This window comes from Spongiibacter sp. UBA1325, from assembly GCF_002306875.1.
Taxonomy (GTDB): domain Bacteria; phylum Pseudomonadota; class Gammaproteobacteria; order Pseudomonadales; family Spongiibacteraceae; genus Spongiibacter; species Spongiibacter marinus.
Genome location: NZ_DBTD01000009.1, coordinates 457929 through 473012 on the forward strand (window position 1 = coordinate 457929; position 15084 = coordinate 473012).

The 15084-nt window shown below is 53.8% G+C and carries 11 protein-coding genes; 4 read left to right on the top strand and 7 right to left on the bottom strand.

The window, feature by feature from the left end; translation table 11 throughout:
* Genes B3K78_RS10705 through B3K78_RS10715 form a run of 3 tightly spaced genes read right to left on the bottom strand, consistent with a single transcriptional unit; the run spans position 1 to position 5567 of the window.
* Entirely contained in the window at positions 1–1143 is a 1143-nt protein-coding gene (locus B3K78_RS10705; protein WP_286695438.1) for a TRAP transporter substrate-binding protein, read from the bottom strand.
* Positions 1144–1177: 34 nt separating this feature from the next.
* Complete coding sequence (uvrD, locus tag B3K78_RS10710; RefSeq protein ID WP_286695439.1) at positions 1178–3343, bottom strand: DNA helicase II; 2166 nt, start codon at positions 3341–3343, stop codon at positions 1178–1180.
* 52 nt (positions 3344–3395) lie between these two features.
* Positions 3396–5567 (bottom strand): molybdopterin-containing oxidoreductase family protein, encoded by a 2172-nt coding sequence (locus tag B3K78_RS10715; RefSeq protein WP_286695440.1) that lies wholly within the window; start codon positions 5565–5567, stop codon positions 3396–3398.
* Positions 5568–5748: 181 nt separating this feature from the next.
* Here B3K78_RS10715 and B3K78_RS10720 point away from each other — a divergent pair, with 181 nt between their 5' ends.
* Entirely contained in the window at positions 5749–6606 is an 858-nt protein-coding gene (locus tag B3K78_RS10720) for an SIS domain-containing protein (RefSeq protein WP_286695441.1), read from the top strand.
* 10 nt (positions 6607–6616) lie between these two features.
* On the opposite strand, the gene B3K78_RS10725 is transcribed toward B3K78_RS10720, so the two are convergent.
* On the bottom strand, positions 6617–7450 hold the full coding sequence (locus B3K78_RS10725; RefSeq protein ID WP_286695442.1) for an enoyl-CoA hydratase-related protein: 834 nt from the start codon (positions 7448–7450) through the stop codon (positions 6617–6619).
* 113 nt (positions 7451–7563) lie between these two features.
* Complete coding sequence (locus B3K78_RS10730; protein ID WP_286695443.1) at positions 7564–8160, bottom strand: TetR/AcrR family transcriptional regulator; 597 nt, start codon at positions 8158–8160, stop codon at positions 7564–7566.
* A 221-nt stretch (positions 8161–8381) separates the two neighbouring features.
* On the opposite strand from B3K78_RS10730, the gene B3K78_RS10735 reads away from it, so the two are divergent.
* The 3 genes from B3K78_RS10735 to B3K78_RS10745 all read left to right on the top strand — a co-directional run bounded on the left by B3K78_RS10735 (position 8382) and on the right by B3K78_RS10745 (position 11845).
* Positions 8382–9620, top strand: coding sequence for a cytochrome P450 (locus tag B3K78_RS10735; protein ID WP_286695444.1), 1239 nt, complete (start codon positions 8382–8384; stop codon positions 9618–9620).
* A gap of 80 nt (positions 9621–9700) precedes the next feature.
* Complete coding sequence (locus tag B3K78_RS10740) at positions 9701–10219, top strand: SRPBCC family protein (RefSeq protein WP_286695445.1); 519 nt, start codon at positions 9701–9703, stop codon at positions 10217–10219.
* Between the two features lie 15 nt (positions 10220–10234).
* A complete protein-coding gene (locus B3K78_RS10745; RefSeq protein ID WP_286695446.1) occupies positions 10235–11845 on the top strand; it encodes a GMC family oxidoreductase in 1611 nt (536 codons plus the stop codon).
* Between the two features lie 3 nt (positions 11846–11848).
* Here B3K78_RS10745 and B3K78_RS10750 read toward each other — a convergent pair whose 3' ends face one another.
* Both B3K78_RS10750 and B3K78_RS10755 read right to left on the bottom strand, forming a co-directional pair.
* Positions 11849–12946, bottom strand: coding sequence for a PepSY-associated TM helix domain-containing protein (locus tag B3K78_RS10750; RefSeq protein WP_286695447.1), 1098 nt, complete (start codon positions 12944–12946; stop codon positions 11849–11851).
* 13 nt (positions 12947–12959) lie between these two features.
* Complete coding sequence (locus B3K78_RS10755; RefSeq protein WP_286695448.1) at positions 12960–15065, bottom strand: TonB-dependent receptor; 2106 nt, start codon at positions 15063–15065, stop codon at positions 12960–12962.
* Positions 15066–15084 lie beyond the last annotated feature (19 nt).

Sequence of the window (15084 nt, forward strand, 5' to 3'; positions counted from 1 at the left end):
TTATAAATCGCGAGCGTTGATGTAGGCCTGCTCGGAAATATGGTGGTAGTTTTTCGCGCCTTCCAGGAATTGCTTCCAGCTGGTGTAAACCCGCTGGGTGAGTTCATCAGTTTGCGCCAGCTCCGCCAGGTAGTCGTCAGAGGTTTCGTGCAGCGCGCGAATGACATCATCGGGCAGCTTGCGTAGCTGCACGTCGTGTTGCTCTACCAATTCCTGTAAGGCGTTATTATTGCGCGCGGTATATTCGTCTAGCATGTCGGCGTTGGCGTAGCGCGCCGCAACCTCAACAATGGCTTGCAGGTCTTCGGGCAGAGCTTCAAAAGCCTGCTTGTTCACGATTAGTTCGAGAGTCGAGCCGGGCTCATGCCAGCCTGGATAATAGTAATAACGCGTGACCTCGTGAAAGCCGAAGGCCAGATCGTTGTAGGGTGCCACCCACTCGGTGGCGTCGATCACGCCGGTTTGCAACGAGGTGTACAGCTCGCCGCCCGGCAGCGTTACCGAGGTGCCGCCCAGGCGGTTTAATACTTCACCGCCCGAGCCGGGAATACGCATTTTCAGCCCTTTGAGGTCGTCGACCGAATTAATCTCTTTGTTAAACCAGCCCGCCATTTGCACGCCGGTATTGCCGCCGGCCATGGGGATCAAATTAAAGGGGGCATAGGCCTCGCGCCACAATTCCAAGCCGCCGCCGTGGTAGAGCCAGCCATTCATTTCCTGTGCGCTCATGCCAAACGGCACAGCGGTGAAGAAGATTGATGAGGGCAATTTGCCCTTCCAATAATAGGCCGCGCCGTGGCCCGCCTGAACGCTACCAGCAGAGACGGCATCGAACACGCCGAGGGCAGGAACCAGTTCACCGGCGCCATAAACGCTGATTTGCAGGCGGCCGCGGCTCATCCGGTTGACGACCTCGGCAAACTTTTCTGGTGCGGTGCCCAGGCCGGGAAAGTTTTTCGGCCAGGTGGTGACCAGTTTCCATTGATACACTCGCTCACCGCCCAGGGCGGCAGTTCGCGCGTTGTCATCGGCGACATAGTGTCGGCTGCGCTCGCCCACATAGAGCCAGCTCATGGCGACCAGCGCGGCAACCAGGGCCAGAATAATGAGCGGGGTAGTGCGCGCGTTTGAAGAGCGGTTCATAGCGTTACCTTATTATTGTTGTGAGCCGGTGCGATTACAGCAGCTCCAGATTGGCGTACTGCAACACCAGCCATTTGCTGCCTTCGTCCTCAAAATTTACCTGTACCCGAGCGCTGGCGCCCTGCCCCTCGAAGCTGAGCACGGTGCCCGCACCAAAAATACTGTGCAGCACGCGCTGGCCCAGGGCGATACCACAGTCGGCGGCGGCCTGAGCAGCAATATTGCCACTGGCAAAGCTGCTCGGACGGGTCACAGTATTGTTAATACGCACTTCGTTGATGAGGTCATTGGGAATCTCGCGGATGAAGCGCGACAGGCTGTTGAAGTTCTCTTGCCCGTGCAGTCGCCGCGACTCGGCGTAACTCAGAAACAACTGCTGCTCGGCGCGAGTAATACCCACATAGGCGAGGCGACGTTCTTCTTCAAGGCGTGCGGGGTCGTCCATCGACATCTTGTGGGGGAACAGGTTTTCCTCGACGCCCACCATAAACACGATGGGGAACTCCAGACCTTTGGCGGAGTGCAGAGTCATCAGTTGAATGCTGTCCTCGTGCTCGTCGGCCTGCTGTTCACCGGCATCGAGGGCCGCTTGGTCGAGGAATTCGCGCAGCAAATCGGCATCCGGGTCTTCCGGGGTAAAGCTGCGCGCGGCGCTGACCAATTCCTGCAGGTTTTCTATGCGCGCCTGACCCTTCTCGCCTTTTTCCTTTTGGTGGAAGGCGATCAGTCCGGCTTTGTCGATGACTAAATCCACCTGCTCATCCAGCGACTGGTCACTGCTCTGTTCGGCGAGGTCTTCGACCAGTGACAGGAAGCCGCGCAGGGCGTTGCCGGCGCGCGCGGTTAGGGCGCCGTTTTGAATCATCGCCATGGCCGATTGCCACAGCGACAGTTGGTGGTCGCGAGCGTATTCACGCAGCATTTCCACCGTGCGATTGCCGATGCCGCGCGTGGGCGTGTTGATCACCCTTTCCATGGCGGTGTCGTCGTCGCGCAGGGCGATCAAGCGCAAATAGGCGAGGGCGTTTTTAATTTCCAGGCGGTCATAGAAGCGCTGGCCGCCGTAGATGCGATAGGGTTGGCCGCTGCGAATCAGCGCCTCTTCCAATACCCGCGACTGGGCATTGCTGCGGTATAAAATACCGATGTCGGCGCGGCGATAGTCCTGGCGGAGCAACTCGTCGATACGGTCGGTCACAAAGCGCGCTTCGTCCTGCTCATTGAACGCGGCAAACAGGGTGATGGGCTCGCCGTCTTCGCCGCTGGTCCAAAGCTCTTTACCCAGCCGCTGACTGTTGTTTTTGATCACCGCATTGGCGGCACTGAGAATGGTGCCGGTGGAGCGGTAGTTCTGCTCCAGGCGAATAATGCGGGTATCGGCAAAGTCCTTCGAGAACTGCTGAATGTTCTCAATGCGCGCGCCGCGCCAGCCGTAAATGGACTGGTCGTCATCGCCCACGGCGGTAATGGGCATGCCATTGCCGGCAAGAATCTGCAGCCAGGCGTATTGCACGGCGTTGGTGTCCTGGAACTCGTCGACCAGCACATGCTTAAAGCGCTGTTGATAGTGGGCGAGTACCGCCGGGTTGTCGCGCCATAACTCCAGAGCGCGGAGCAGCAACTCGGCAAAGTCGATAACCCCCTGCTGCTGGCAGATCTCCTCGTAGCGCCGATAAACCTTCAACATGGTTTGCAGGTACAGGTCGCCACCGGGGTCATCAATGTGGGCGCTGCGTCGGCCCTCGTCTTTGTGGCCGTTGATAAAGTAACAGGACTGGCGCGGTGGCCAGCGCGAATCATCCAGTTGCAGTTCGCGGTGGATGCGCTTCATCAGCCTAAGTTGGTCGTCGCTGTCGAGAATCTGAAAATTCTCCGGCAGACCGGCTTCGCGGGCGTGGGCCTTCAATAGGCGGTGGGCAAGGCCGTGAAACGTGCCCACCCACATACCACCTTGCAGGCTGCTGCCCAGCAACTCCTCAATACGGCCGCGCATCTCCCGCGCCGCCTTGTTGGTAAAGGTAACCGCCATAATGCTGTACGGCGACAGGCCCTCTACCTTTATCTTCCAGGCTATGCGGTGAACCAGCACGCGGGTTTTGCCACTACCGGCCCCCGCCAGCACCAGTGTGCCAGGGCTATCAGCGGTTACTGCGTCGCGTTGCGCGTCGTTGAGTTGATCGAGAATATAAGATACGTCCATGGGCGGCTATTCTATCGGGAATGGCCGACGCTGGCACCTGACTCTCAATCATCTATGCGCTGGGGAGTATGGGTTCAACCGATACAGGCGTGCCATTGAGGCGGGGGACATTCGATAGGGGATCGACGTCGTCATTGGAGACGAGTAAGTTGCGGTTAACGCCGCCATGGTGGCGACTGCTACCCCGACTAGCGTTAAACGTCCGATAGCCCCAGCCATGCTCCATGACGGCGACACCGCTGCGCACTTCGTCGGACAGCCTTATCTCGGCCTCAATACTGCCGCTGGCCGAAGACAGCTTCACTTTTTGGCCATCGATTAATTTCAGTGCTTCACCTTCTTTGCGATTGATCTCGACGTTGTTGCCTGTCATCTCGCGTGAATTCATACCTTCCATGCTGGTTTCGATAGACCAGGAGTTCATCATTTTCATGCGCCGTCGGGAGATAAGTTGAAATGGTCGCAATGGGTTGTGTGTTGCTGGTTCTGCGAGGCGATGCCGTAGCACCTTCACAAATGCGGAGGGCGCTAGGTCTATGTGACTATTTTGTTCACGTAACTTACTAAATAGCAGGCCGAATTCCGGACGTTCGGTAGGGTCGCCTATGCCGTGGGTAGCATCGACAATATCGCGCCAGCGAATCTGTGAGTTGCTATGTATTAACAGCCTTGCCATAAGCATTGGGTTAATCGTTAGCTGGTTCCAGCCGGTCCATTTGGCCAGATGTTTGCTAGCCTTGATCAGTGGATTCAGCCAAGCCTTGCCGGGTATCAGTGGTTTTCCCATTGCCAGGGTTAGGTCGCGTAGAAATTCCCACTCATATCGCATTCCCTGTGGTGGTGATACCGCCGCTCGGCTTAGTTGTGCTCGCGGGCTGGGGCTCAACGCTTGAATTAAGGGATTGATCTCTGTGCGCTCCAGAAAATGGTCGCCGGGAATTAGCCAGTCGGCGTGGCGATGGCTTTCTCGCTGGAATTGGTCGATCACCACCAGGCAATCCAACTGCGCCAAGGCTGCATCTAGAGCGTTGCCGTCTGGGCCGGAGACTACCGGATTGCCGCTGTTGATAATCATGGCGCGAATCTGCCCAGGGCCCGGCGTGGTGATTTCCTCGGGAAGCTCCGCGAGGCTATGTGCTCCGGCTACATTTTTGTTGCCGCGTACACGACTGACGGCCTCTGAGTGGGGAAATAGGGTGTCGCCGACATCCAGCAAATCTAAAATACCGCTAACATAGTAAAGTCCTCCTTCGCTTTCGACGCGCCCGGTGATGTAGTTCAGGACCTTTACCAACCACAGTGCTAGCACGCCATTACGCCCTTGGCTGACTCCTGTTCTGGCAATGGCCATAGCGCTGGGTGCGCGGGCAAAATCTCTAGCCAGTGTTTTAATGTCATTCAATGGCACATCGCAGCAGGCACTGAGCGCATCAAGGTCTGCTGTTGCCGCGATGGCTTGGATGGTATCTAGACCTTTGAGAATGTCGTTGCGTTGGGGGGTGTGCCAGCCGTTTTCCAGAATCAGTTTTATCATGGCGAGCACCAGCGCCCAGTCGCTCTCTGGCAGCGGAGCAATGTGGCGAGTCGCTTTCGCCGCGCACTCTGTCCGGCGTGGATCGACCACTACCAGTTCGGCGCCTGCCGCTTTGCGAGCGAGTACGCGTTTCCAACCATCCGGCGAATAGCCGATCCAGCACATGGTGCTGATCTGTGGATTGGTGCCGATCAGCAGATAATAGTCGCAGTGATCAATATCTGCTTGAAGACTCACCCAAGCATTGCCGTACATGGCGTCGGAGACCACATGAAGGGCGTTCTGATCTACCGACCCCACCCAGAATCGACTCTCTGTGCCGATCGCATCCAGCAACATGGTATGAAAAAGTGCGCTACCGAAGTTGAAGCCATTGGGATTGCCGGTGTAGCTACCGATGGCATTGGGACCATGCTGATCGATCAGGCGGTTGAAGCGGGCGGCGATATCCGTAATTGCCTCTTCGTAGCTGGCAGCAACATAGCGGTCGCCTACGCGTTTCATTGGCGTGGTAATTCGGTCGGGATGACGGAGCGACAAGTGCGACTTGGCGCCCTTGATGCAGTAGTCACGCCAACTGTAGGGATTGTTCTTGTCTGGCTCGACTTTCAGTACTCGGTTGCTGTCAGTGGTGACCGTTAGCCCACAGCCCTGTTCGCAAATGCCGCAGATCGTATGGCAAGTTTTCATCGTCAATTCCTTTTGTTTTTATTAAATGAGGACTGATGAGATGACCATACTAGGTATGTACCAAAACGATGTCAAAAAGAAACTATTTCCAGGTGTGAATAAAAATGAATGCGCAACCCGTGTCTACCTGTAAAGTATGCATAGGGTACAATCGCGTTATATCTGCCAGTTTGAGTGTGTCGTGAAACCCAGAAATATCATCCGCGCCATTGAAACCAGCCGCGAGGCCATGCGCCGCAGCGAGCGCAAGGTGGCCGACTATATCCTCGCCAATCGCCGCGAAGTGATTCATATGCGCATTGTTGATCTGGCGCAGGAAGCCCACGTTAGCGAGCCAACTGTGGTGCGCTTTTGTCGAGCGGTCGGTTGCGACGGTTTTCAGAATTTCAAAGTGGCCCTGGCTCAGCATGTGGCGCACAGTCCTGAATATGAGGCGGTGAGCTACGGCGATGAAGACAGTGCTCGGCAGTACACCTTTAAGGTTTTCGACGCCACTATGGAAGCGCTTAAGCGGGTGCGCGACAGCATAGAAGTGGATGCCATTGAAAAAGCGGTGGAGCTGCTCAGCAATGCGCGCCGGGTGGAGTTTTACGGTTTTGGTGCTTCGGCAGCGGTTGCCCACGATGCTCAGCACAACTTCTTTCGCCTGCAAATCAGCGCCAGCGTCTATGCCGACCCCCACGTGCAGGCCATGTCGGCGATGTCCCTGCACGCCGACGATGTGGTGGTGGCTATCTCCCAGTCCGGCCGTACCCGGGCCTTGCTAGATGCCATCAAACTGGCCAAGAACAACGGCGCGCCGGTTATTGCCCTGGCGCCGTCTGGCAGTCCTATCGCAGAGCTGAGCGACCTACCAATCTACGTAGATGTCGATAACGACAAAGGCGCTTATACGCCGCTACCTTCACGGCTGGCCCATATGACTGTGCTCGATATTTTGGCGGTGGGTATTTCCGCCAGCAAAGCCGGCTTGCGCGAGCACCTTGAAAGTATTGAGCAGGGCCTGCAGTCGTTGCGCTTGGATGGGCCGGATAGTTAATGTTGCCAGATCAAGACTCTTCTATACCCCAGTCTTGGGGCCAGGCAGAAGGAATGTCTTGATAGATGGCTTCGCGGCCGTCGCGGCGCGCGGCTTTCTTCTCTTCTAGGTTTGTGGTGATGCCTAGCATAATCTGGTTGCGATTCTCTAACTCCATCGCCGCCTCTAAACCAGGTACTTCAAGGTTCGCCCAGCAGGTTTGCTTGGTCATCGCTAGGCCGTGGGGGCTCCATTTGCACATAGCGCTAGCGATATCCAGCGCGCGCGCCAGGACTTGGTCGGCAGGCACAGTTTCGCTAACTAGACCAATTCTCTCCGCTTCCTGGGCGCCTACATTGCGTCCGGTGAGTAAAATTTCATTTGATCGGGAAGCACCTATTAATCGAGGTAAAAGCCAACTTACGCCTAGCTCAGTGCTGGTTAAGCCATTCACTATTCCAGTGCTATTAAATACCGTATTGTCAGCGCAAATCCGCACATCTGCGCCAAGAGTAAGGCAAAAGCCGCCCCCGTAGGCGACGCCATTTACCGCTGCAATGATGGGTTGTGGAATTCTACGCATCATCGGGACGACCTTAGAAAAATGCTCGATGGCACGCATGGCCAATCTGGGAACGGTTAAGCCATCAATATTTGGGATAACACCGGAATTATCGAGGTCGAGGCCTGAGCAAAATCCTCTGCCTTCACCTGTCATAATGACGACTCGCGTGCTGTTGTCCTGGCCGACTCTTGTCAGGGCATCCGCAATACCACTCATTAGCTCCGCGTTCATTGCGTTAAGCTTTTCTGGCCGATTGAGCCGGATAACACTGATATATTTTTCGGGTCTTTCTAGTTTCACGCACTCATTGCTATTCATGTGTTGACCTTTTTATTGAAGATTATGATTAGTGTTGACGATATGCATTGACGCAGTATCGGTAGGCTTAATGCGCCAGCGGCTGAGGCAATAAGTCAGCCGTCTAAAATGAGGCTGGCAATGTGGTTTTTCAGTTCTTCCATTCTTTGAGAAGCGGGGTAGCTTGGGTCGCTAACCCAGCTCAAGATAATCCCGACCGCTGCATTTACCGTGAGGTCGGCAATAAAGCTCTCATCAAAATCATCCCTCGTATCACTACATTTTTTGCATTCACTGAAGTAGTGAACAGCGGACTGTCGAAATTCAGAGAACTTGCCCGAGTAAGAAGAGAGGCGCATTGTCATGTTTTGAATCAGTTGAATAAACGCACCCATTCTCTCGCCGGTATACGCAGTGAAAGGCATGCTTAGCTGAGTAAACGTTTCGTCTATCCGTGCCCGAGTGCCTGCAACTTCACTTAGGGTGTTGGTAAAAGCAGCAATAGCTCCGGTAAACATGACTCTTTGGCTTACGCTATCGAGAATCTCTTCTTTGCTGGAAAAGTGGCTATAGAGCGTCTTTCTCGCAACGCCTGCTTCCTGGCAAAGGGCTGTAACGGTTATCTCTTGGAAGCCCATTCTGCCAAGCAACTCCAGGTAGGCATCAATAATTTTTAAACGGGTCTGTTTCTTACGACTGACGCTCGCCGTCATGTAGGTTTCCTTAAAACTCTTATTAATCAGTGCCTTGCAGTAGTTTTCAGAGGTGCGCAAGGAAAAGTAGACTGTCGGTCTACTTTGGGTATAATTAGGTAGACTACTAGTCTACTTGCAGTTGTCCTAGTTGGCGAGCCTTGCTTGGTGTGAGGTTTCTCAGAGAACGATAAATACAGAGACTGCAAAGTGGAAAGCCCCATCTGCTGAAGGACATAGCTATGACGAAATGCCCGTATCACAACCTTTTGGACCCTGATTTTTACGCCGAGGGCAATCACCATGCTGCGTTAGCAGAAGTAAGAGCCGCGAGCGGAGAGCTGGCCGATCTAGAAGATCCGCTTACCGGTACGCCATATCGCGCTGTGATGAAACGCGGACTTGCCGACAAAATCTGCAAGGAGCCGCTGATATTTTCGAGTGAGCGAATGACCGCAGTGCCAAAAGAAATGCCTGAAGAAGAAATGGCAATGCAGCGGTTGATGATTGTCAATATGGACCCGCCTAACCATATCAAATACCGCCGTATTGCTCGAAAAGCGTTTACGCCAAAAGCTGTGGAATCCTACGAGGCGCGCTTCAGAGAGGTCGCTAAGGAAGTGGTCGATAAGGTGGCGCCAAAAGGGCGTTGTGAATTTGTTTCGGAGGTTGCGGCGGAACTCCCCCTTATCGCGATTATGGAGCTTTGCGGGATTGGCATGGAGCACAAACAACAATTTTTTGACTGGACCAATACCATGTTCTTCACAGAAGACGAAGACATGAGTGGTGACGACAGTGCAATGGCGGCGCAGGCTGCTGCAATGGAGGTGTATGCCTTTGCTGCCGCCCTAGCCGAAAAGCATAAAAGCGAGCCGTTGACAGATATTGTCGGTGCGTTGCTAGACGGCGAAGTCGATGATGAAAAGCTAACCGCTGAGGAATTCCAGCTATTTTTCCTCATGCTAATCGCTGCGGGGAACGAGAGCACTCGATCAGTAACTGCTCACGGTATGCGTTTGCTCATTGAAAACCCGGATCAGCTCCAGAAGCTCGTTGACGACCCAACCCTGATTCCCTTTGCTGTCGAAGAAATGCTGCGCTTTAACCCGGCCTTTGTACAGATGCGTAGAACCGTAACGGAGGATGTAGAAATTGATGGCCATCAGTTCAAGGAAAACGACAAGATTGTGTTGAACTGGCACTCAATCAATCACGATGCAGATATCTTTGATAATCCAGAAAAATTTGATGTTGAGCGTTATAAAAAAATGCCTGATCTACACGCTCAGCACCGGGCATTTGGCAATGGCGAGCATTTCTGTATCGGTGCTCATCTAGCACGCCTAGAGCTTAAGGTCATGTTCGAAGAGGTCATTCCTAGGTTGAGAAACCCGAAATTCAGCGCTCCGGTCGAATATGTCAGGGACTTTTTTGTAAACGGTATTAAGACTATGCATATCGAATTTAACGCCGAGTAAAAGGACGTTTGGAAGATGATTATCAATTCAAAGACTAGCCTCAGTCGGCTGCTGTAGATAAAAGCTAGGAATCGCCAAAAATGAGTAAAAACTTTGATTGCACTCCTGTTGGCGTAGAGTTTCTAGAGGAATCTAGAAATGTCTACAAAGCAGAGGAGGTTATACGAGCGACCCCCGAACAGATATTTGAGGTCTTTGAAGACCCTGTATCTTGGGTGAAATGGGCTCCACCGATAAAAAAAGTAGAGTGGACATCACCAAAGCCCTTTGGGGTGGGTACAACGCGAACCGTTTTTATGGCAGGGGGTATTACGGGGTACGAAGAGTTTGTTGCCTGGGAGCGTGGCAAACGAATGGCCTTTACGTTTCTGTATTGCAGTAAAAAGGACCCTGAAAAATTTCTCGAAGATTATCGCGTGACGGACTTGGGAAACGGAACTTGTAAGGTTGTTTGGTACATGGCGATGGAGGGACGTGACGGAGCGCATTGGTCTGAGGCAATTGTGCGGCCAGTAATGAGAATGGCGAACCGTTGGATGTTTAAACGCTTTAAAAAATACGTGGAAAATTATGCTCAGACCTATTCAGCGATGCATTGAGAACGAATATAAATCATGGAATACGATTATATTGTAGTAGGCGCAGGCTCTTCTGGGTGTGTGGTGGCCAGTAGATTATCTGAAGACCCAAGCAAACATGTTCTGTTGCTTGAAGCGGGAGATAAGGATAACAACCCCTTGATCCATATGCCTGCGGGCTGGACGCAGGTAGCCTACAATCCAAAACTGAGCTGGATCTATTATTCTGAACCAGAGTCGGGCCTAAGCCAGAGAGAGATCCAGTCCCCTCGAGGACGAGTGATGGGCGGGTGTAGTGCCACCAATGGTATGGTGTATATCCGTGGGCAGAAACAGGATTACGATTGTTGGGCTCAGCTGGGAAATACCGAATGGAGTTATGAAAAAGTACTGCCCTATTTCAAAAAGTCAGAAAATTGCCAAGCAAAATCCGCCGAGTCTGATTTTCACGGGACTAATGGTCCGCTGCATATTTCGGATGTACGCTTCTCAAGCCCAATTTCGGACGCGTATATAAAGGCTGTTGCTGACACCGGTTGCACTAGAAACGATGACTTCAATGGTCGCAATCAAGAAGGTGTTGGGCGCTACCATGTAACGCAGAAGGCTGGAAAAAGGCACAGTGCTTCATCTGCATTTATTTCCCCTGTAAGAAGTAGGAAAAACCTGCATATCATTACTGGCGCACATGCCAGCCGAATTATATTCGATCACGATATGGCCATTGGCCTAGAGTATATAGATAAGTCTAATCGTCTTAGGCAGGTTCGTTGTAAGAACGAAATTGTCCTGTCACTGGGAAGTTATCACTCACCGCAGTTGCTTGAGCTCTCCGGAATCGGCGGCGGCGAGCACTTGTCTACTCTAGGTATTGAAACTAAACATCACCTAAACGGGGTGGGAAGAAATCTGCAAGAGCACTTGACTATCAATGTAGTGCAAAAGGTCAAGAACGTTAAGACCGTTAACGATGAAAGCAAGTCATTGTCTTTGTTAAAGAATCTGTTCAAGTACCTTTTTTTCAAGCGAGGACTACTGACTCTGCCGGCTGCGGAAGTTGGCGCATTTGTACGCTCGAAATACGCGGAGGGACGACCAGATATACAAATTCACTTCGCCCCCGCAGGTGGTGAAATAACGGAGGATGGGCCGGTTGATCCAGAGTTTCCCTGCGTTACTTCCACCGCTTGCTTCTTGCGGCCGGAAAGCCGCGGCTCAGTACATGCTTGTTCGAAAGACCCGAAAGAACCGCCAAAAATAAAGTTTAATTTCCTTGATACAGAGCGCGATGTAAAGATGATGGTGGAAGCAGTGAAAATTCAGCGCAATATTTTTCAGGCCCCGGGGTTTTCGGCTATTAATAATGGTGAACTTCAGCCGGGCGACAGCGTGCGAACAGATGAAGAAATATTGGAATTTGTTAGGGAGAATGCCCAAACCGTTTACCATCCTGTGGGAACCTGTCGTATGGGGAGCGACAGCGAGGCGGTGGTTGATCAATTTTTAAGAGTTAGGGGAATAAGAGGGCTGCGAATTGCGGACGCCTCGGTATTCCCTAGCATCATATCTGGGAATACTAATGCAGCATGCATCATGATAGGCGAAAGATGCGCTGATTTTATCCGTACGGAGGCAAGTGCACGATAGTTCTCACACCGTCCTTCGTCGACTCAAGCGCTTGTAATAGTGTAAACCGCCGGTAACGCACAACCACGCCAGCGCGATACCGCTGAGAAGGGTTAATAGGCGGTAGGGGATGTTCATGCCGAAGCCGGAGTGGAGGGGGTAGAGCTGGTTCAGCACCCTACGTGTTGTTGGCATGTTGTCGGCGCGCTCGGTGCGACGAAGTTCTCCGCTGCGAGTATTGAGCCAGACGGTAGTGCGGCCATTGAGGTGCCATTCGCCATTGAGACGAAACCGCACTTTTAGCATTACATCCCCTTGTTCGCGGCCAATGGTGATGTAAGTGGGCCAGCTGCCGTCTATTTCACTATGTGCCAGCAGGTAGCCACTGCTTATTGCCGATGTTGGGGGTTGGGGCTCAGCGCTTTTCACCGTGAAGACGGGGTTGGGTGGCAGCAGGGGGAAAATGAGTTTTTGCCAGAGCATCAAGCTGCCGGTGAGTAGGATCAATAATAGAATGGGGCTGCTCACGGCGCCGGTATGCCGATGGTATTGCAGCCATTGTGAGGGGCGTAATTTTTTGGGGAGCACCCAGCGCCAGCGAAATCCGCGGCGGCCTGGCCACCACAAGATGACGCCGCTGATACAGAGAAATAGTGCGAGCACGCCAGCCACCAATAACAACGCTTCGCCGATCTCACCGCTGAGAAGATCGACGTGCAGCTCGCGAATAAATGAGATGACGTCGAGAAACCAAAGATTATTGGTATAGGGCTGAAGGCTGCCCAGGGCCAGCAGTTCTAAACCCTCTGCGTGGCGCACCGTCCAGTAGGGCTCCAGTTGGCTGGGGGCTTTTAATTTCAGCGCCGGGTCGATACCCCGCTGGCTTGCCAGTGCCGAAAGCTCCTCGGCCAACTGTTGATGGCGGTAGTCGGCAGGCAGGCTTGCATCGGGAGTGACAATCGCCGCGACTAACTCCTTCTGATAGACCAACAAGGCACCGCTGACGGCCGCGACAAGTAATACGCCAAGCCCGGCAAGGCCGGCCCATAAATGCCAGCGCCACAGGCCCGGCGCGCGAACTTTGCGCGGCCGCCGGGGTGGGTTTGAGGCCGTGTCAGACACTGCGAAAAGCGCCTTAGAAATTCAGCTGGTAGGCCATACCAAAGCTGCGACCAATGCCTTTGAAGTTGCGCAGGTCGTTGGGGCTGCTCTGCGAATAATAGGTGTAGTAGTCGCGGTTAGTCAGATTCTGGACTGACACGCTCAGCACGCCGGGCCCGACATTGATCTCAGCACTGGCATCGACGGTGGTGTAGCCGTCAAACTGATTGACGGTAACATCGTTGCTGTCTTTCACGCGGCGTTCGCGCAGGTGGTTCACCTGAATACGCGAGCTGAGCGCGGGGGTCCACTGGCGCTGCCAACTAAGGTTCACGCGGTCCGGTGAAATGTTGGTGCCGCCGAGGTCTGAGTCCACTTTACCGTCCTGGTCAGAGTCGTAACGACCCTCTGCCTGTGCGTAGCGCAGGTCAAAGATGTCGGCCTCCGTGGCATTCCATGCCAGGCGCATTTCAATGCCATCAACTTCGGTTTTCTCGCGCTTGACGGTGTATATCCCGTCTGCGCCGCGTTGCAAACGCTGGCCGAAGTCCGAGTCGGAAACATAGTAGCTCAGCTGTGCATTCACGGTGCCGTTGTCGTATTCAACGCCCAATTCGCTGTTTTCAGTGAGAATAGGCTGCAGGTTCAAAAAGGACTCAACGTCCTGGTCTGGCTGATCGATGCCTCGCAATACGCGGCCGACATCGGGCATGGAAAAGGCCTCGGCGTAATTGGCAAATGCGCGCCAGCGCTCGGTGAACTGATACGTGCCGCCGATGTTGTACAGGGTTTCTGAAAAATCGGGCGCGCCGCCCTCCACGAATTGGCTGCCGTAGCGGAACAGGGTGGTAAAGTCGTCCACATCGAGCTTGGATTCTTCGTGGCGTACTCCCGCCGTTAGCGTGGCATTGTCAATGCCGGTGAACTCGGCTTGCAGGTAGGGCGCGTAGTTGTTGTAGCGGGTTTCTGGTACCCAGGCGCGGCCGGTTTGCACCAGCTCTTGCCAGGTTTTGTCTTGCAGGATGTCGATACCGTAAACCAAGGACAGTGGCAGGCCGCCGACCTGATCTTTGGCCAGGGTAATTTTGGCACCAATTTTCTCGGAGTTATTCTGCGACTGGTCAATCAGGTCTGGTCCGTACGCTGGGTCCTGAAACGTGGCTATTGGGGTAATTTGAGCCCCGTATGTGGCTTCGAAATCTTGCTTGAATGCCTGAACCCGCAGGCTATGCCCGAGTATCTCGGGGTTCTCGTAGCTTAAGCCGATAGTGGTAACGCGGTTGCGCGCACCTTCGGCGGGCAGTTCTGCGCGGATGGCGGTGGTGGGGATATCGGCATCCACGTCGCCGGGAACCGAGGTCCACTTGTGGTCGCTTTCGACATTGAAGCGATTGACCATCAGTTCGACGCGCTGGTCATTCCAGTTGTAACCGGTTTTCAGGAAGACATCATATTGCTCAGAGGCCATTGTATCGCCCTGTGTGTTGTCGACCCCGATCACCTCACCGTTGGCGTCGTATGCGATGCCATTGTCGCGAAAGCCCACGCTGGCCAACACGTCGAATTGGTCGATGCGATTGGAAACGCTGTAGTGTACCCCCCGGTCCAGGCTTTCGCTGACGCGCTCGGTTTGAAAGCCGACGTCAACGCGCAGGCTTTGCTCAAGGGTTTCCGTGGGGCGTTTGGTGATCAGGTTAATGATACCGCCGGCCGCGCCGAGCCCGTGAATGGCGTTGGCGCCATGCAAGACTTCCACACGTTCGAGCATCAGTGGCGAGATGGTATGGCCGTCGCGGCCACCGCTGCGCAAGGGGTTGGATTGGGGAATGCCGTCAATCAAATACAGCGGCTTGCGGCCTCGCAAGGTCTCTCCGGCGTTGGTCATCTTTTGGCGCGCTGGCGAAAAGCTGGGGATCAGTTTTCCCAACACACTGGACAGGTCGTTTTGAATAGACAGCTGCTGAGCAAGTGCTGCTTGATCAATAACGGTGACGGTATTGGGGATCGTGCTCAGTGGTTTTTCGACACGGCTGGCAGTGACTACCACTTCTTCAACCTTGTCATCGGCATGGGCTGGCAATGCCAGTACGGTGAGGCTGGTGCAAAGTAGGCAGCGGTAAAACGAAGGTGGCTGGCGCATGGTCGATCCTTGAGAGGGC

What these genes read in the sequence shown, in the direction of transcription:
- B3K78_RS10705 (WP_286695438.1), bottom strand. Translation starts at nt 1,143, where the DNA reads ATGAACCGCTCTTCAAACGCGCGCACTACCCCGCTCATTATTCTGGCC.
- uvrD (WP_286695439.1), bottom strand. Translation starts at nt 3,343, where the DNA reads ATGGACGTATCTTATATTCTCGATCAACTCAACGACGCGCAACGCGAC.
- B3K78_RS10715 (WP_286695440.1), bottom strand. Translation starts at nt 5,567, where the DNA reads ATGAAAACTTGCCATACGATCTGCGGCATTTGCGAACAGGGCTGTGGG.
- B3K78_RS10730 (WP_286695443.1), bottom strand. Translation starts at nt 8,160, where the DNA reads ATGACGGCGAGCGTCAGTCGTAAGAAACAGACCCGTTTAAAAATTATT.
- B3K78_RS10735 (WP_286695444.1), top strand. Translation starts at nt 8,382, where the DNA reads ATGACGAAATGCCCGTATCACAACCTTTTGGACCCTGATTTTTACGCC.
- B3K78_RS10740 (WP_286695445.1), top strand. Translation starts at nt 9,701, where the DNA reads ATGAGTAAAAACTTTGATTGCACTCCTGTTGGCGTAGAGTTTCTAGAG.
- B3K78_RS10745 (WP_286695446.1), top strand. Translation starts at nt 10,235, where the DNA reads ATGGAATACGATTATATTGTAGTAGGCGCAGGCTCTTCTGGGTGTGTG.
- B3K78_RS10755 (WP_286695448.1), bottom strand. Translation starts at nt 15,065, where the DNA reads ATGCGCCAGCCACCTTCGTTTTACCGCTGCCTACTTTGCACCAGCCTC.